The organism is Paraburkholderia sp. GAS41, assembly GCF_050436545.1.
In the GTDB taxonomy this organism is placed as follows: Bacteria; Pseudomonadota; Gammaproteobacteria; order Burkholderiales; family Burkholderiaceae; genus Paraburkholderia.
On sequence record NZ_JBNDMK010000076.1, the window covers coordinates 1 to 2,476 of the forward strand.

At 57.3% G+C, this 2,476-nt stretch carries 1 protein-coding gene; it reads left to right on the forward strand.

The features are described 5' to 3' along the window. Window positions 1-286 precede the first annotated feature (286 nt). Window positions 287-1,693, forward strand: coding sequence for a transposase (locus P3T43_RS35575; RefSeq protein ID WP_429285656.1), 1,407 nt, complete (start codon window positions 287-289; stop codon window positions 1,691-1,693). Window positions 1,694-2,476 lie beyond the last annotated feature (783 nt).

Sequence of the window (2,476 nt, forward strand, 5' to 3'; positions counted from 1 at the left end):
CGCATGAACGCTTCACGTCGCAGCACGCGTCGCTGCAACACGGCACCGGTAGCATCAAGCACGCAGACCGCGAAGATGTCCTTTGCCAGGTCGATGCCGACGGTAGTAAGCTGGTCCATGACTTCCTCCTCCTGCTCCGATTGATGGATGGCACCTCAATCATGGCACTTGACGCCTGCGACTTCAGCGTCGCACCGGGACGGGGAAGTCCCTCACATTTGAAAAACTCCCCGCCAAATCGAATTTTGGCTATCCTGGAAGACATTGATCGACGGGGGTGAACGTCATGATGGGTCAACAAGGTGGTGGTCAGGACGAACTCTTCTACTCCTTCAACCTTGATGACCATGTTCCGCGTACGCACCTGTTGCGCGGTATTGATCGCTACTTCGACCTCGATGGACTTCGCGAGCACCTCGCACCGCACTACAGCCACACCGGTCGGCCTTCTATCGATCCTGAGCTCATGATCCGCATGCTGATTGTGGGCTACTGCTTCGGTATTCGCTCCGAACGACGTCTGTGCGAAGAGGTGCATCTCAACCTTGCTTACCGCTGGTTCTGTCGCCTTGGCCTGGAAGACGCAGTCCCCGATCACTCGACGTTCTCCAAGAATCGACACGGACGATTCCGCGACAGCGAAGCATTACGACACGTCTTTGAATCTGTCCTGCGTCGCTGTATGAGCGAGGGACTTGTCGAAGGCGAAGGTTTCGCCGTCGATGCGAGTGTGGTCAAGGCGGACGCGAATCGTGCTCGCGGAGTACCTGGAACGGAAGTCATCAACTGGCGTCAGGGTGACGGTCCGAGCCGAGCGGTACAAGAGTATTTAAGTGCGCTGGAGGAAGGGAACCCAGCGCCATCCGATGACGTGGAGTCCGCCACACCGCCGAAACGAATCTCGCTAACCGATCCGGCCGCACGCTACACTGCCGCGCCAGGTGGACCAGCGTTCTTCGCATACTCAACAAACTATTTGATTGACCTGCACGCGGGGATCATCGTCGATGTTGAGGCCACACCTGCACACAGAACGCAGGAGGTGGAATCCACCAAGACGATGGTCGATAGGGTTGAGCAGCGCTTCGCACTCAAACCGAAGCGTCTGGTCGGTGACACGGCCTACGGAACAGGGGCAATGCTTGCGTGGATGGTTCAGGAGAAAGGCATCGATCCGCACGTACCTGTCTGGCAGCGCCCACCTCGTAACGACGGCACGTTTCCAAATGGCGATTTCCATTCGATTGAGCGGAGCGACGAATATCGCTGCCCAGCAGGCCATGCTCTGCGCAAAGAGCGGCGACCGTTCAAAGCACAGCGCTCGCACATCACGAAGGCCGGCACGATCATCTATCGATCCAGTCAGACAGACTGCGCTTCATGCTCAATGAAGGACCAATGCTGCCCGAACACACCCATGCGAAAAATCTCACGCAGTGTCCATGAGGAAGCGCGAGAGGAGGCTAGAGCCATTGCTAATACCCCTGCATATAAGCGCTCAAGGCGAGAGCGCAAGAAGGTCGAGATGCTGTTCGCTCATTTGAAGCGGATATTGAAGCTGGATCGCCTCCGATTGCGTGGACCCAGTGGCGCGCATGACGAATTCTTGCTGGCCGCGACGGCACAGAACTTACGGCGAATGGCGAAGTGGTTAGTGCCGGTGAGTCAACAAGCGGTAACGGCACCGACTTGAGGCACATCGAGGGCGTAACCCTTCGCGCAAATTCCGCCACCAACTCCGAGTCCAACACGACGCGCCAGTCAAACCACCTCAGTTCCGGCCTGCAAAGGGGGTTTTTCAAACAGAATCGGCCAACAAGCGACCTTCGCTGGCAACCGGGTTTGGACATTCAGGCGTCGGTTGCGCCTCAGAAGCGGCCATTGAACTCGTGGCGATCGAGGTCGCGTCGTCAGCCATTGCCGCCATTGGGACAGGCCGGGTTCTTCGTCGGCAATGTGGCGGATTGCTGACGTTGGCGGCCTAGATCAATCCAGCGGCAGCTTTCCTTATCGACGGACACACTCTCGACCCACTCCGGCCAGATGACTTTCTCGAAACCGGTCACTCGGTCAGACTCAGAATTCGCGAAATGGAGTGCCCCTAAACAGTCGTTGGCGGACTCACCCAATCGGCCAACTACGGTCTCTCGACCATGCTTTCAAATGGGGATTCGAACGTCTGATCCGCACCAGACAGCGGACCGTCGCGTGTCCAGGAATACCGGCGCGTCAGCGGCCAGGGGATAAATTTGCAGCCAAAGGACCCTGGCCCGCACATGTCATAGTATCGCCGAGGAAATCAATGCAATGGATCGAGAAAAGGTGTGTCTGGGTCACTGGCATAAAATACAACAACGCGTAGCGAATCGCTATTGCTGCGGTGGTAGTCCCCCCGCTTTTAACGGAGTTCAGAAGTAGAGGTCATGCCGCGATGGGCAACTTCTGTTTCGGCGGTACGCCGCCAATGGCCGTGTTC